The sequence below is a fragment of the Roseibium sp. FZY0029 genome (assembly GCF_036350355.1).
Classification (GTDB): Bacteria; Pseudomonadota; Alphaproteobacteria; order Rhizobiales; family Stappiaceae; genus Roseibium.
Genome location: NZ_JAZDVZ010000001.1, coordinates 858,163 through 872,929, shown reverse-complemented (window position 1 = coordinate 872,929; position 14,767 = coordinate 858,163). Strand labels below are relative to the sequence as shown.

At 58.9% G+C, this 14,767-nt stretch carries 15 protein-coding genes; 9 read left to right on the top strand and 6 right to left on the bottom strand.

Features of this window, described 5'->3' with window-relative positions; translation table 11 throughout:
- On the top strand, positions 1 to 1,029 hold the full coding sequence (locus V1T76_RS04020) for a histone deacetylase family protein (protein ID WP_330559317.1): 1,029 nt from the start codon (positions 1 to 3) through the stop codon (positions 1,027 to 1,029).
- A 45-nt stretch (positions 1,030 to 1,074) separates the two neighbouring features.
- On the opposite strand, the gene V1T76_RS04015 is transcribed toward V1T76_RS04020, so the two are convergent.
- Positions 1,075 to 1,695, bottom strand: a complete 621-nt coding sequence (locus V1T76_RS04015) for an HAD family hydrolase (RefSeq protein ID WP_330559316.1) — start codon at positions 1,693 to 1,695, stop codon at positions 1,075 to 1,077.
- 51 nt (positions 1,696 to 1,746) lie between these two features.
- Between V1T76_RS04015 and V1T76_RS04010 the strand changes: the two genes are divergently transcribed.
- Positions 1,747 to 2,721 carry a PhnD/SsuA/transferrin family substrate-binding protein gene (locus tag V1T76_RS04010; RefSeq protein ID WP_330559315.1) on the top strand — a complete coding sequence of 325 codons (975 nt, stop codon included), beginning with the start codon at positions 1,747 to 1,749 and terminating at the stop codon, positions 2,719 to 2,721.
- A gap of 37 nt (positions 2,722 to 2,758) precedes the next feature.
- Here V1T76_RS04010 and V1T76_RS04005 read toward each other — a convergent pair whose 3' ends face one another.
- The 5 genes from V1T76_RS04005 to V1T76_RS03985 form a co-directional block, all read right to left on the bottom strand.
- A complete protein-coding gene (locus V1T76_RS04005) occupies positions 2,759 to 3,934 on the bottom strand; it encodes an acetate/propionate family kinase (protein ID WP_330559314.1) in 1,176 nt (391 codons plus the stop codon).
- Entirely contained in the window at positions 3,934 to 5,349 is a 1,416-nt protein-coding gene (locus tag V1T76_RS04000; protein WP_330559312.1) for a bifunctional enoyl-CoA hydratase/phosphate acetyltransferase, read from the bottom strand. The genes V1T76_RS04005 and V1T76_RS04000 overlap by 1 nt, the downstream gene beginning before the upstream one ends.
- Positions 5,350 to 5,544: 195 nt before the next feature.
- Positions 5,545 to 6,153 (bottom strand): TadE/TadG family type IV pilus assembly protein, encoded by a 609-nt coding sequence (locus V1T76_RS03995; protein ID WP_330559310.1) that lies wholly within the window; start codon positions 6,151 to 6,153, stop codon positions 5,545 to 5,547.
- Entirely contained in the window at positions 6,137 to 6,691 is a 555-nt protein-coding gene (locus tag V1T76_RS03990; RefSeq protein WP_330559308.1) for a TadE/TadG family type IV pilus assembly protein, read from the bottom strand. Before V1T76_RS03990 ends, V1T76_RS03995 begins: the two co-directional genes overlap by 17 nt.
- A gap of 27 nt (positions 6,692 to 6,718) precedes the next feature.
- A complete protein-coding gene (locus V1T76_RS03985; RefSeq protein ID WP_330559307.1) occupies positions 6,719 to 7,183 on the bottom strand; it encodes a pilus assembly protein N-terminal domain-containing protein in 465 nt (154 codons plus the stop codon).
- A gap of 526 nt (positions 7,184 to 7,709) precedes the next feature.
- Between V1T76_RS03985 and V1T76_RS03980 the strand changes: the two genes are divergently transcribed.
- The 7 genes from V1T76_RS03980 (at position 7,710) to V1T76_RS03950 (ending at position 14,762) form a co-directional block, all read left to right on the top strand.
- Entirely contained in the window at positions 7,710 to 7,898 is a 189-nt protein-coding gene (locus V1T76_RS03980) for a Flp family type IVb pilin (protein ID WP_006934161.1), read from the top strand.
- Between the two features lie 151 nt (positions 7,899 to 8,049).
- Positions 8,050 to 8,556 carry an A24 family peptidase gene (locus V1T76_RS03975; protein ID WP_330559306.1) on the top strand — a complete coding sequence of 169 codons (507 nt, stop codon included), beginning with the start codon at positions 8,050 to 8,052 and terminating at the stop codon, positions 8,554 to 8,556.
- Positions 8,557 to 8,956: 400 nt separating this feature from the next.
- Positions 8,957 to 9,727, top strand: a complete 771-nt coding sequence (gene cpaB / locus V1T76_RS03970) for a Flp pilus assembly protein CpaB (protein ID WP_330559305.1) — start codon at positions 8,957 to 8,959, stop codon at positions 9,725 to 9,727.
- 38 nt (positions 9,728 to 9,765) lie between these two features.
- On the top strand, positions 9,766 to 11,175 hold the full coding sequence (locus V1T76_RS03965; protein WP_330559304.1) for a type II and III secretion system protein family protein: 1,410 nt from the start codon (positions 9,766 to 9,768) through the stop codon (positions 11,173 to 11,175).
- A 16-nt stretch (positions 11,176 to 11,191) separates the two neighbouring features.
- On the top strand, positions 11,192 to 11,902 hold the full coding sequence (locus V1T76_RS03960) for a CpaD family pilus assembly protein (RefSeq protein ID WP_330559303.1): 711 nt from the start codon (positions 11,192 to 11,194) through the stop codon (positions 11,900 to 11,902).
- 9 nt (positions 11,903 to 11,911) lie between these two features.
- Positions 11,912 to 13,219, top strand: coding sequence for an AAA family ATPase (locus tag V1T76_RS03955; protein WP_330559302.1), 1,308 nt, complete (start codon positions 11,912 to 11,914; stop codon positions 13,217 to 13,219).
- A gap of 31 nt (positions 13,220 to 13,250) precedes the next feature.
- Complete coding sequence (locus tag V1T76_RS03950) at positions 13,251 to 14,762, top strand: CpaF family protein (RefSeq protein WP_330559301.1); 1,512 nt, start codon at positions 13,251 to 13,253, stop codon at positions 14,760 to 14,762.
- The last annotated feature ends 5 nt before the right edge of the window (positions 14,763 to 14,767 follow it).

The following is a 14,767-nucleotide window of genomic DNA, read 5'->3' as shown; positions in this document are numbered from 1 at the left end:
GTGAAGACGGTTTTTTCAAATACCCAGCTCGCGCATGCACCGGCGCAGGAGATATCCGACGGCGAACTGAAGCCTGCCGTCGAGATCCCGAGCCGGGCCGAAATCGTGCTCAAGACCGTTCGACAGCGCAACGTTGGCGAAATCGTCGCCCCGGAAGAATTTCCCGTCCGCCCGCTGCACCGGGTGCATGCACCCGATTACGTCTCGTTTCTGGAAAGCTTCTGGGAAAAATGGACGGCTGCTGGACGTACACGGGAAGCCTTCCCCTTCGTCTGGCCCATCCGCAGCCTGCGCCACGATGTTGAGGTCGAACATATCGACGGTCTTCTCGGGCGCTACTCGATGGATGCCGGGACGCCGCTTGGCGAACACACCTACAAGGCCGCACGCGCTTCCGCCGACACCGCGCTGACGGCGGCCCGCCTGCTGCTCGACGGTGAAAAGTCAGTCTTCGCACTGTGCAGGCCACCGGGACATCACGCCGGTTATGACTTCTTCGGCGGCTATTGTTTCTTCAACAACGCCGCCGTCGCAGCGCAGTATCTGCGGGACTATGGGCTGCACCGCGTCGCCATACTGGATGTCGACTATCACCACGGCAACGGCACCCAGGCACTGTTCTATGATCGGCCGGACGTCCTGTTCCTGTCGATCCATGCCGATCCGAAGCACGAGTATCCCTATTTCCTCGGCTTTGCCGACGAGACCGGCGAGCACGCCGGCACCGGCTTCACCCGAAATTGGCCCTTGCCGCTCGGCACCGATTGGGACGCCTACTCGCCGGCCCTTGAGGAAGCGTGCAGGTGGCTGCTGGTCTACAAGCCGGACGCATTGATCGTCTCGCTCGGCATGGATTGCTACGAGAAGGATCCGATCTCCGGCTTCAAGTTCAAGAGCGAAGACTACATACGGCTTGGACAAAGGCTGGCCAAGGTCGGCGTACCCACCATTTTCCTGATGGAAGGCGGCTACGCCGTTGAGGCACTGGGCACAAATTGCGTCAATGTGCTGGAAGGCTTCGAGGGATAGATCCTCTCCGCCGGGACAGGGCACGCAGCCTGTCCTTCGGCGGGATTATCCGTTCAGCAATCCGAGTTGCTTCAATTCCGCGCGCAGCCCTTCAGCCCCTTTGAAGTGATGTGCCGCCATGCCGGCCTTGCGGGCGGCTTCGACATTGCGCTCGCTGTCATCGATGAACAGGCAGTCATTCGCCTTCAGTCCGTTGCGCTCCAGCAGGATCTCGTAGATGCGCAGCCCGGGTTTGATCTCCCTTTCGGCGCCTGAGACGACGATGTCGCGGAAGCTGGTCTTCAGGAACGGAAACCGTTCCTGTGCCTGCGCAAACTTGTCTTCCGAAAAATTGGTGATCGCGTAGAGCGGTGTGCCCTGGGTCTTGAGCTGTGCGAGCAATTGGGGCGTGCCGGGGATTTCACCTGGAACCATGTCGTGCCAGCAATCGTCGTAAGCTGCAATAAGTTCTGCTTTATCCGGATGCTGGCGGGACAGAACATCGACGGCCTCAGCCCAGGGGCGGCCAAGGTCCTGCTGCAGGTTCCACTCCATTGTGCAGACCGTCGTCAGGAACTCTTCACGCGCGGCGGCATCAGGAATCAGCTCGCGATAGAGATATTCGGGATTCCATTCGATCAGGACATTCCCTATATCGAAGACGACGGTCGTGATAGCATCGCTCATGTGGCCGATCCGGTTTTCTGGCGGAAGTTGTTCAAAAGGCGAGAAATTATTTTGCAAGTTTCATCAGAAGGTTATGTCGGCAATGTGGCGCTTGTGAAGCGCCTTTTCCGATGGATTGCCCCCCTTCTGGCGGCGGTCCTGTTTACCGTCGCCGCGCAGGCAGAAGACGAGCAATCCATGCCCGACCGGTTGCGGCTCGGCGTGGTGGTCGCGTCTGAAGACGGCGCGCGCGATCGGGTGGAGCCATTTCGTCTTGCCCTGGAGGAAATCGCCGATTTGCCGGTGGACCTCTTTCTGATGGACACCATGGCAGACGCCGTCGAGGCGCTGGCTGACGGCAAGATCGATTATGCCCGGCTCTCTCCCTCCGCTTATGCCGCTGTGTACCAGCTTTGCAGCTGTGTGGAGCCGTTGGTGACCGCTGCGCCGGACGATTTTCCGGCCCGGTTCTATGCAATTCTGGTCGCCAGGCGAGGCGCCGAGCAGGTGACCCTGTCTGACCTCAAGGGCACCCGCCTTGCCGTCGGTAGTGCGCACACCGTTACTGGATACCGCGTTCCGCTTGCCAATCTGGCTGCGGACGGTGTCGATGCGCGGGCCCACTTCCGTGCCCTTGTCGAGGTGAAGGATCCTGTCGAAGGTATCCGTGCCATTCTGGATGGCCGGGTCGAGGCGGCTCTGGGCTGGTCGACGCTGGCAGGCGAGGCAAAGAATGGATATACGGCCGGCACGCTTAACGATTTTTACGTTTCAGGGGAACGCGGCTTCAAGGATCTGGAAGTCGTGTGGCGCTCGCCGCCGATCCCCTATTCAGCCCACACCGTGCGCAAGGATTTGCCTGACACATTGAAACGGCGCCTCAGGGCCGGCTTGATGGACATGCGCCGCGAAGCGCCCGACGCCTATCTGGCCATTGAACCGGACCTGCCCGGTGGGTTCGAGCCCGTGGTACATGCCGATTACCGGCCGGTTCTGCGCACCTACGAAAACGACTACGCGGCGCTGCTCGATCCGGCTGGCCGGTGAGCGGATAGCCGTTCACCGGAAGAACGATGGTCTGTCGTCAGCGGCTGTTCCCTAGTAGTTCTTCGGTGTGATGCCGGATCATGGCCTCCTCGTCGGTCGGGATAACCAGAATATTGATGCGGGAGGTATCGGTCGAGACAACCTCTGCGCACGCCGCGTTCCTGGCCGGATCGATTTCAAGGTCAAGCCACTCTTGTCCTTCACAGACCTTCTCCCGGATCAGAGCAGAGTTCTCTCCGATGCCGCCGGTAAAGACAACGGTGTCGAGACCGCTCAGAACCGCAGCCATGCCGCCCAGTTCCCGCCGGATACGGAAAACGAAATACTCGATGGCTTCAGCGGCTTTCGGATCGCTGCTTTGCGTCAGGGTGCGCATGTCCTGGCTGATGCCGGAAAGCCCCTTGAGGCCTGACTGCTTGTAAAGCAGATCCGAGACAGCATCGGGGCTCATGCCCTTGGTTGTCAGCAGGTACAGCACCACGCCGGGATCGAGCTGCCCGCAACGCGTTCCCATCGGCAAGCCGTCGAGCGCTGTAAAGCCCATGGTCGAGCCGATGCTCTTGCCATCGCGGATGGCACACATGGACGCACCGTTGCCCAGATGCGCCACGACCAGCCGGCCGGCGTAGATCTCCGGATGGGCTTGTTTAAGGTAGGAGCAGATGTACTCGTAAGACAGCCCGTGAAAACCGTAGCGGCGCACGCCTTCGTCATAAAGGGGCTGGGGCAGGGCAAAAGTATCGTTGACCCACGGGTGGCTGCGATGGAATGCCGTGTCGAAACAGGCGACCTGCATGGCCTCGGGAAAGGCCTCCCGGGCGGCAGCGATCCCGGCCAGATTATGCGGTTGATGCAGGGGAGCAAGTGGTTCGAGCGCCTTGAGATCCGCCAGCACCTCTTTCGTCAGCCGAACAGGTTCGGTGTGAGCTACGCCGCCATGGACCACCCGGTGGCCGACAGCATCGACAGTCCGCTCACCGAGTTCCTGTTCAAGGACCGGCAGAAGGGCAGCGAGTGCAGCCCCGTGGCTCCGGCCTTCGTCCGCGGTAAGTGCCCGGTCCACTTTCGTATCGGAAACCCGCGAGGCAAGGGAAATACGCGGCGTGGCCCCCAGTCCGGAGATCTGCCCCTTGAACTGAACAGCTTCTCCCCAATAGAGCGTAAACTTGATAGATGATGAGCCCGAGTTCAGGACAAGAATGACCGGGTCCATTATCCGTCACCTTCCCTGTCGAGAATGCCCGCCGGATTACCGGTTGCCTGCCAGTGCATGTAAAGCAGGGCAAGGGCGCAGGAGGCGAGGCGAGCCCGGCTGTCGTCGGCGCGACTGGTCAGCATGATGGGAACCTTGGCGCCGATGACCAGGCCGGCCGCTTCCGCATGAGCGATGAAGGTCAGTTCCTTCGCCAGCATGTTGCCTGATTCCAGGTTCGGTACGATCAGCACCTCTGCATGTCCGGCCACCAGCGAGGTAATGCCTTTGGTCCGGGCTGCCTGCACATCGACCGCATTGTCCATCGCCAGCGGTCCGTCGACGATTGCGCCCGTGATCTGTCCGCGTTCGGCCATCTTGGAAAGGACCGCCGCATCAAGGCTGGACGGGATCGCCGGGTTCACGGTTTCGATTGCGGACAGAACGCCCACGCGCGGCATTTCCAGGCCGAGAGACAGGGCGGCGTCGATGGCGTTCTGGGTGATGTCGACCTTGGTGTTGAGGTCAGGCGTGATGTTGATTGCGGCGTCCGAAATCAGGACCGGGGTCTTGCGGCCCGGAATATCCATGACGAAGACATGGCTGATACGCCGCTTGGTTCTGAGACCGCCATCGCGTTTGACCACGTGGTGCAGAAGGTGGTCGGTGTGAAGGTGGCCCTTCATCACGGCCTTGACCCGGCCTTCATGCACCAGCGCAACGGCTCGGCCGGCTGCTTCCATTTCATCTTCGATATCGATCAGCTCATAGGGGCTGAGGTCTTCATCAAGTTCTTTGGCTGCGGCTTCAATCCGGTTTCTTGCGCCGATCAGGATCGGGTGGATCAACCCTTCGCGGGCGGCTATCAGGGCCCCTTCCAGCGAGTTGGGGTCGTCCGGTGCGGCCACCGCGGTCGGCAGGGCAGGCAGGGTCTTGGCCAGTTCGATCATCCGGTTGAAGTGCCGGTGCCGCTGCACCAGGATCGCCGGAATATCGCTGGAGTCGAACTCGATGAGCTCTGTCGGCGCGGCGACCTCGGCAACGCCTTCAACAAGCCGGGTGCCGTCGCCCCGTGTTACCGACATGTCGAACAGGACGATATTGTTCGGCCGTTTTTCGGTTGCCGTAACCCGGACATGCAGCTTGTCGCCGACAGCGGCGCCGCCCAGAAAGCGGAACGACTGGGCCTTGTAGATCGTGCCGGGCCCGGGAAGGATGTTGCCGAGCACGGCGGAGGCAAGCCCCCCGACCCACATGGCCGGCGCAACGGGTTTGTCGACATGGCCGTCGCCGGTCCAGTCCGTGTCAGGCAGATGTATCGGATTGTGATTGCCGGATGCATGCGCAAAGACCAGCAGGTCGTTGGAGGAGCATTCCCGCACGATTTCCGCGGTATCGCCGACCTTGATCTGATCGTAAGTCTTGTTAGTCGCCATCGGTTCAAAAATCCCATATTCAAAAGCGCATATTGCGACGCAGCATTGGAAGGCAGAGTAGCCGGAATGTGCGACGTTAAAAATACGGGAGTTAGCTTAGAGAGGCGTCCTGCCGGTTGAAACAGCGAATGTCAGGTCGCGCTGGCAGGTTCTTGGTGCCGCCATGTCCGCCTGGCGGCCCTTAGGCTTGTTTCCTCAGCAAGCCGGGCATTTGACAGTGTCTGTCAGCCTCGGGCGCAGGTAATAGGAGTCGCTCAGGTCGATCGAGGATTCCCTGGCAAAATACGTGGTGAACATGCCGGAGAACGTCGGCACGTACTTGAGGTTCGCCTGAGCCAGAACAATTGACGAATTCGGGACAGCTACAGTTTCCGGAAGTTCGATCGGTGGCTTGGACCCCTTCGGCCAGGCAGCGCCACCCTTCGACGAATAACTCCAATCGACAGCCGGAGTGCCCTCGTCATCGAACGTGACACTGGCCACGATCGTTTCCAGGTCTGTGTCAGGATAAGGATCAATGATCTTGCCACCGATATCCAGCATGGCTTTCAGGTCGGCAGGCGTAAGGGTCTGACCCTGAGCGACAAGGTCGGCGACAGAATTGGCGATACGGCTGACCTTTCGGTCATGGTCCAGGGTTCCGGTGACTTCCTCCATGCCGATCAGCAGGATCAGCATGAAGGGCAGGATCATTGCAAATTCGATCGCGGTAACAGCCCGCTTGTCGGCGCCGATGCTCCGCAATCCGGTCAGGAAACGCCGGCGCTGTGGGAAATGACGACGCGTCTTAGTTCCAGGGTTCATTTCGAAACACCATGGTAGAGGTGAGATAGCGCTCGTTGCCGTGATCTGCGAGATTCAGCGCCAGAAGCGATGTGATCATCGGCCATTTGTAGATGGCGTTCACAACGACGATTTCGCCCGCTCCGGCATCTTCGTAATTGGACTCTTCCTTCAGGTTGCCGTCTTCATCGTAAAGGCTCTCACTTGCGGACTTTGCCAGGGCAAAGGTTTCAACCTTGTCGACATCGACCACCAGCCTGTCCATGGAGCACAGAAAATCCGGAAGATTGTCGCAAATATGTGTCTTGAAGGTCGTGGCGTTAAAGCCGCCCTCATGAGCCTGGCCAGTGCGGATTTCGCGGGACGCTGTGATCACGGCATTGTCGAACATCCGGTTGACGAAATGGTAGAGGCCCACTTCCATGATCCCGAACACGACTGTGAAAAAAGGAATTGCGATCAGCGCGAATTCGACGGCGGTCGCACCGCTTTCATTCCTTCCAAAGGCGGCACGCCCTCTATTCTGTCTTGATGTGAGAAGCCGCTTCAACACGCGCATTCGGTGACTACTCCGTCAACTGGTCCATTACTGCGGCGCGCCGGCCGCCCTTATCGCCAGGTCGTTGCGCGCGCTTGCCTGGTCGGCGGTTTCCTTGAAGGCCTCTATCGAGTCTCCCAGACGCAGCACTGGCTCGCACGCCGGATTGCAGGACAGAGATTCCCGTGAGACTTTTCGGTAGACCGACACCACATCGTCGTCCGACGCCTTGACCGTGATGGTTTCGTCCACGATCGGCTTGTTGTCGCCGTCCAGGATCACAAGGTTGGTGGTTCCGTAGCTCTTGCCCGTAATGACAACGGTGTTCTGATCGAACATCGCCACATCAGCGATAAAGGGATTGCCGACAATCACCGCCGCGGCGCCGTCCTCGATCCTGAAGACCTTGGCGCGATCGACAGTGACGAGCACCGGGCCGTCCTGCGCGACCGCTACGGTCGAGCTCAGGGCAACGGCAAACAGGCCAGTCCATCTGATTAGCTGCGCAAACATGCCTATGGATACTCCAATTGTGCATTTTCTTAGAAGATCATGCGTCAAACGTGGTGAACGATCTGCTAACGGCTGTCCGAAAGAAGTGTGAAGGGATCTTGTTTCGATATTCCGTCCGGTTATTCGCGCGGATGGACTTTATTCCTGCGCTTGAGGACGTTTTTCTGTGCCCGCATATTTTTCGCGGTGTCAGGCCGGAATATTTCGGAAAGAAATACGCGTATTAATGGCGCGAGAACGCAAATAAGAACTAAGAAATGAGTGCATTAAATTTCGAAGAATGATAGATATATGTCGATATATTCAATTTTTGTGAGTTTATATTAAAGTTTTTAGAGCGTATTAATAAATTTTTATTTATACATATTGTTAACTATAGTAATAATTGCCAGCATTCTTTTCCTGGGGGGTGGTAAATTTAACTTGTTGGAAAGCTCTCTATCCTAGGGTGAGCCTATGTCCAATCGGACACAAAAGATCCGACGGACTTGAAGCTGTCAATTCAGTGGTACTTGGAGCAAAACACATGAAATCTCTTATCAACCGTTTCGTAAATGACGAATCTGGCGCAACTGCAATTGAATACGGCCTGATCGCTGGCCTGCTGTCCATCGTGATTGTCGGTGCAGTGGCTGCAACCGGCACGTCCATCAGCGGCATCTTCACGAAGATCCAGGGCGAAATGAACACCGCAGCGACCAAGGTCGGCTCCTAATCGCTCTCGGCGGCGAAAGCCGCCGACGAAGTCGAACAAGAACGGGCGGATTTTCCGCCCGTTTTTTGTTTCTCAAGGTTGGTTTTCCGCGAAATGTTAACTTCTCCCCCCTAACCTTGAGACATTGGTTTTTCGAAGAGACGAAGTTTCCATGGTTCAGGCTGCAATTCTCGTCATTTTTCCGATGCTGGTCGCTTTTGGCGGCGCTTCCGATCTGCTGACAATGACCATCCAGAACCGGGTATCCCTGCTGCTGATCGCGGGCTTTGCAATTCTGGCGGTCGCGACAGGTTTGCCGTTGCAGGCCTGGGGTATGCATGCTCTGGCCTTCGCCGTTATCTTCGCGCCCTGTTTCCTGTTCTTTGCCTTCGGCTGGATGGGGGGAGGCGACGTCAAGTTCATCAGCGCCATCGCATTATGGATCGGCTTTTCCCAGGAACTGCTGATGTTCGTGCTGTTCGTTGCTATCTATGGAATGTTCCTGACGTTCGGTCTTTTGGTCATGCGTCAGCAAAGCGTCGTGCCATCCGTGCTGTATCGCCAGGAATGGTTCGCACGCCTTCATGACAGTAAGAGCGGTATTCCCTACGGCATCGCGATCGCGATTGCCGGTCTTCAGGTGTATTCTTCCACTTACTGGTTTGACCTCATCCGCTGACGTTTTTCCGGAAGAAGCGCTTCGGCGCATATGAAACCCCTGTTTCAGTCTGCCTGCCGCTATCGAACAGCGTGAACGTCCAAGCTGGCCTCCGCAATGAGGTCGGACGATCACCTGCATTCCGCAACCAATGGCTTGCAGACTTGGCATCGAGGCCTTCAGCCCCGTCTTCCGATCTTTTCCAATTCCGTTTCAAGCAAAAGAAAGAGCGCTCCTGAAACGATCAGGGTGCTGGATGAGGCAGTAAACGTTGCAGAATGCAGTGATTTAAGAAAGTGTTCAGTAAAGTTAACGAATATTAACTGAAAACATCCACATCTGATTAACCATGTTTTGACCAATTACCCGTCATCCTAGTCAGGAACAGCGCATGTGCGCATAGGAATATTGGGTTTTGGTCATGAAAATCGCGCGAATTTTCGTCCTGGCAATTGCTGTAGCGGCTGGCATCATCGCCTTCCGCATGGTCATGATGTCAGGTAACAAGCCTGCAGAGCCGCAGACCGTAGAGGCTCCTGCCGCCGAGCAGACCAAAACGCAGGTTTTGGTGGCCAGAAGGGACATTTTGCTCGGTTCCAAGCTGTCCGCCGACGACTTGTCGTGGGCGAACTGGCCTCAGGATGCCGTCCCCTTCGGCGCTGTGACGAAAGAGGCCTCTCCCCTGGCGAACGAGGAATATGCAGGCCGAATCGCCCGGGCACCGATTTTCGCCGGTGAGCCTGTCCGCCCAGAGCGTCTTATCAATACCGACAAGGGCTTCATGGCCGCAATCCTGCCAAAGGGCAAACGCGCGATTGCGGTCAGCGTTGAGGAGGAAACAAGCGCGGGTGGCTTCATCCTTCCGGGCGACAAGGTCGACGTGATCTTGACCCGCAAGTCGGACACCAGCGCAGTCAGCGAAACGATCCTGGAGAACATTCGCGTCCTGGCAATCGACAGCACGACCGCCGGCGAGCAGGAGCAGAAGAACCTGTCTCCCAAACGCACGGCCACACTGGAGCTGTCGTTACCCCAGTCGGAGATCATTGCCCAATCGCAGCAGATCGGCACGATCGCGCTCGCCTTGCGCAGTGCTCAGGACTCCGCCGACGACGCGGAGGATGTTAGCGGCCGCCGCAGGGGTGTCAGCTACGTGAAATACGGCGTGACGAGCCAGGCAGGTGCGCAATGAGCCCGTTTGAAAACAGGACGTCCGGCAAGAGGGGCGCGATGAAACACTATTTTTACAAGCTGGCTGCCACAGCGGTTTTGCTGGGGGGGCTGATGGGAATGTCCGCCCCCGTAGCGTTGGCGGAAGGCAATTTTCCAAGCCAGGTCCATATCGCCGCCGGCGAACGGGCGACAGGTCGTATCCTGAATGTCGGTGTCGGCCGGTCGGTCGTGATCAATCTCGCCGAAGATGCGGCGGATGTGCTGGTGTCAAATCCGGAAATCGCGGACGCCGTTCTCAGAACGCCGCGCCGCATCTTTGTGATCGGCAACACCGCGGGTCAATCCCGCCTGGTACTGTTCAGCCGAAGCGGTCGGGAGCTGGCGAGTTTCGATGTCCGGGTTGAAAAGGACACGTCCGATATCACCCGGATCATCCGGAAGCTGATCCCCGGATCGAATATTTCTGCAGAATCGATCAACGGCAGCGTGGTGCTCAGCGGTACGGCCAAAAGCACTCTGGAAGCCCAGCAGGCAGCAGATATCGCCGCCAAGTTTCAAGGGGCCGCCAGTGCAAGCGAAGTCATCAACCTGATCTCGGTTGCCGGCAAGGACCAGGTTCACCTCAAGGTAACGGTCGCGGAAGTCGAGCGGTCGATCATCAAGCAGCTCGGGGTGCAGTTTCAGGGCACGATCGGCGTCGGCAACTTCACGCCCTTCATGTCCAGCCTGCCGAACTTCACCGTGAACCCGACAATCGTTAACCAGGCTGTCGGGGGCACCCAGTTGACCGCTGGCGCAACGAGCATCACCGCCCAGGTGGAAGCCCTGCAGCGTGAGGGTGTCATCCGCACTCTGGCCGAGCCGACCCTGACCGCGATTTCCGGCGAGAATGCAAGCTTTCTCGCAGGTGGCGAATTTCCGATCCCGATTTCCCAGAGGGACGGCGAACTCAGCGTCGAGTTCAAGAAGTTCGGTGTGGGGCTCGATTTTACGCCCGTGGTTCTGTCCGAAGGCCGGATCAGCCTGCGGGTGAAGACCGAGGTCAGCGAACTGAGCAACGACGGTGCGGTTTCGGCTGGTGGCATCACCATTTCCGCCCTGAAAGTGCGCCGCGCGGAATCGACCATGGAACTGCCCTCCGGCGGCACGCTGGTGATGGCGGGCCTCCTGCAGGAATCCTATCAGCAGGCCATCGAGGGTATCCCGGGCCTGATGCAGATCCCCATTCTGGGCGCGCTCTTCAAGAGCCGGGACTTTCTGCGCGAGCAGACGGAACTGGCAGTTTTCGTAACGCCTTACGTGGTTCAGCCGGTTGCAGTCAGCAAACTGCAGCGCCCGGACAAGAACCTGATGGCACCGTCAGATGCCGAAACGATTTTCCTCAATCGGCTGAACAAGATCTACAACCCGACCGGAGCCGCCGCCGAAGGCACCTATCACGGTCAGGTCGGCTTTATCTACAAGTGAGAACGGACGGATGAACATGTTGAAAATGGTCCGCGGAAAGACGCTCTCGCAAACCGCCCTCGTGGTCTTTGGGTGCCTGACCGCCGCCGGCTGCCAGAACCAGTCGCAGTCGACGAGCCAGATGCTGGCCTCCCACGACTACAGGCTGATGCACCCGATCGTGATCACAGAGGAGCCGGAAACGCTGGATCTGCCGGTGGGACGCAACACGCGTAACATCAACGGGCCGATCGAAAGCACCATTGCTGCCTTCGGTCAGCAGTCCCGGCAAAAGGGCAATGGATCTGTGGAGATCCTCGTTCCCTCAGGCGGGGCCAACGAAGCGGCGGTTCATTCCGTCACGCCCAAGATCCGCCAGGCGCTGCAGCAAGGTGGTGTTTCCAGGAACCGGATCAGCACGCGGTCCTATGCTGTCGGAGACCCCGGTGCAGATGCCCCGATCCGCCTGTCCTACGCACGCATGCAGGCAACTGCGGGCGAATGCGGGGCCTGGCCCAGAAACATCGGCGGCGGCTTCGGCGAAAACATCAACTACGAGAACTTCGGTTGTGCCAGCCAGGCGAACCTGGCGGCAATGGTCGACAATCCGTCCGACCTGATCACGCCGAGAGCATCCGACCCATCCGATCAGGGCCGGCGTGCGGTGGTCATAGAAAAATACCGGAAGGGCGAGGTAACTGCGGGTGACTTCAAAGAAGGTGTCGGCGCTGAAGTTGCCAAGGACTAGGGGATAGCGATGAGTGCCAACCCAGACTTCAAAGACATGTCCGGCTATATGGAGCCCGTTTACGAGCCTGCGCCGCACAGCCATGCAGGCAGCGACGAAGGTCTTCATGTCGGTTCCATTCCGCGCATCACCGTGCACGGCTTCTGTCTGACCGACGCCACCATGCGGGTGGCGGAAGCTGCCATGGAAGACCGGCGCATGGCGAAGGCACATCTGAAACTGGACATGGGCGGTATTCCCGCTGCGATCGAAACCTTCGAGCAGGCCCCGACACCGAACCTGATTGTTGTCGAGACATCCGGCAGGCGTGAAGATCTTCTGCCGAGCCTCGACCATCTGGCAGAGTATTGCGATCCGGGCACCAAGGTGATCGTCATTGGCGATGTCAATGACGTGACGCTGTATCGCGATCTGATCTCCCGCGGTGTCAGCGAGTATCTGATCACGCCGGTCAATGTGTTTCAGCTCATCGGCTCCATCGCCAGTCTTTATGCTGACCCCGATGCCGAACCGCTTGGTCGCACTATCGCGTTTTTTGGCGTCAAGGGTGGCTGCGGCGCCTCGACGATCGCGCACAACGGCGCCTGGGCCCTTGGCCGCGTGTTTCAAAGCGAAGTCGTCGTGGCTGATCTCGATCTGCCATTCGGCACCGCGGGCCTGGATTACAATCAGGACCCTTTGCAGGGCGTTTTTGAAGCTGTGTCTTCCCCGGAGCGTCTGGACGAAACCTATCTCGACCGCATTCTGTCCAAGTGCAACGATCACCTGAGCCTGCTGGCCGCACCGGCCACGCTCGAGCGCACTTACGATTACAGCGAGAAGTCCTTCGACCAGTTGGTGGAGACGATGCGGGCCGGGGTGCCGAGCGTTGTTCTGGACGTGCCGCATGCCTGGAATGCCTGGGTCAAGAACACTCTGCTTGGTGTCGACGAGATCGTCCTTGTGGCGGAACCAGACCTGGCCAACCTGCGCAATGCGAAGAACATTGTCGACATGTTGAAGCAGTTGCGGCCGAATGACCGGCCGCCGCATCTCATCATGAACAAGGTCAATGTCCCCAAACGCCCCGAGATCAAGCCGGACGAATTTGCCAGCGCGCTTGGACTGACGGTGCATGCGACCATTCCGTTCGAGCCGCATCTTTTCGGAACCGCGGCCAACAACGGCCAGATGATCGGCGAAATTGACGCCAAACACGCGATTTCGCGCGTGTTTGACGACCTGGCACACACCGTTTCCGGCAAGGCGCAGCCCGTCAGGGCGTCGCGGTCGAGCCTCGGCGGATTGCTTTCAAAATTGAAGCGGAAGGCCGGCTAGACCGGCCTGAGAGCGGAGCAGATAGTTCGTTATGTTTGGTAGACGTGGCAGCTCATCGTCTGGATCCCAGACCCTCCGGCCAGGTGGCGTACCTGGGCTGCAGGACGCGCCTGCGCCTGTGGAGCAGGCAAAACAGCCGGAACAACCGGCGCCGCAGACGATCCAGACCGAACCTCCCAAGCCGGCGACACCTCCGCCCCCTCCGCCGCCGCCCGAGCCTCAGCCGGCCGCGCCGGCAGCTCGCAAGAAAAACAGCGAGTATTACGAGACCAAAGCCCAGATCTTCAACGCGCTGGTCGAGGCCATCGACCTGTCGCAGCTTGCCCGGCTTGATGCCGAGGATGCGCGCGACGAGATCCGCGACGTCGTGAATGACATCATCGCGTTGAAAAACGTGGTGATGTCGATTTCCGAACAGGAAGACCTCCTGGAAGACATCTGCAACGACGTTCTGGGCTACGGACCTCTGGAACCGTTGCTGGCCCGCGACGACATCGCCGATATCATGGTGAACGGCGCCCACACGGTCTACATCGAAACCTCGGGCAAGGTCGAACAGACCGGAGTGACGTTCCGCGACAATGCGCAGCTCATGAACATCTGTCAGCGCATTGTGAGCCAGGTCGGCCGCCGTGTGGATGACAGCAGTCCGATCTGTGACGCCCGTCTTCCCGACGGCTCGCGTGTGAACGTCATCGCACCGCCGCTCGCCATCGACGGGCCTGCACTGACCATTCGTAAATTCAAACGGGACAAGCTCACCCTCGACCAGCTTGTGAAGTTCGGCTCGATCACGCCGGAAGGCGCGACGATCCTGCAGATCATCGGCCGCTCGCGGTGTAACGTCCTGATCTCCGGCGGTACGGGTTCGGGCAAGACGACCCTGCTCAACTGTCTGACCGCCTATATCGAGAACACCGAACGCATCATCACCTGCGAAGACAGTGCCGAACTGCAGCTGCAGCAGCCGCATGTGGTGCGCCTGGAAACGCGTCCGCCCAACCTGGAAGGGGAAGGCGAGATCACCATGCGCGATCTCGTGAAGAACTGTCTGCGTATGCGTCCTGAACGGATTATCGTGGGCGAAGTGCGTGGCCCGGAGGCGTTTGACCTTCTCCAGGCCATGAACACCGGTCACGACGGCTCGATGGGAACGCTGCACGCCAACTCCCCGCGCGAGGCCCTGTCCCGTCTGGAATCCATGATCACCATGGGCGGCTTCTCGCTTCCTTCCAGAACCCTGCGCGAGATGATTGTTTCTTCCATCGATGTGGTGGTTCAGGCAGCGCGTCTTCGCGACGGTTCACGCCGCATTACACATGTCACCGAAGTGATGGGCATGGAAGGCGACGTGATCACGACCCAGGACGTCTTCCTCTATGACATTGTCGGCGAAGACCCCAACGGCAAGATCATCGGGCGCCACCGCTCAACCGGGATCGGCCGGCCGAAATTCTGGGAACGCGCCAGATACTTCGGCGAAGAAGCCCGTCTGGCACAGGCTCTGGATGCTGCCGAGATGCCTGAATACGTAGCTGATTGAGGACC